A 388-nucleotide genomic window follows, 5' to 3' on the forward strand; every position below is an offset into this window, starting at 1 on the left:
GCCCGATCTGAGCGGGCTGGACGGGTGGTTCGGGTCGCTGCTGCGGGAGTGCCTGGACAAGGAGCCGGCGCGGCGGCCCACGGCCGCCCAGGTGGTCGAACGCCTCAGCGTGCTGCCCGCGCCCCTCCGGCAGGGCACCGCCCTCGCGAACACCGCCCCCGGCGCCGCCGTCGACGGGCAGACGGACACCGGGCCCGCCACGGTCTCGGCGCCCGTGACGGCGGCGCCGGGGGCGGTGTTCGCGAGGGCGGTGCCCTGCCGGAGGGGCGCGGGCAGCACGCTGAGGCGGTCGACCACCTGGGCGGCCGTGGGCCGCCGCGCCGGCTCCTTGTCCAGGCACTCCCGCAGCAGCGACCCGAACCACCCGTCCAGCCCGCTCAGATCGGGC

Annotated in this window: 1 pseudogene; it reads left to right on the forward strand. The window is 78.9% G+C overall.

The window, feature by feature from the left end:
- Positions 1-388: pseudogene (locus tag FAF44_RS53835) on the forward strand (hypothetical protein); the annotation flags it as partial.

This window comes from Nonomuraea sp. MG754425 (genome assembly GCF_021699195.1).
In the GTDB taxonomy this organism is placed as follows: domain Bacteria; phylum Actinomycetota; class Actinomycetes; order Streptosporangiales; family Streptosporangiaceae; genus Nonomuraea.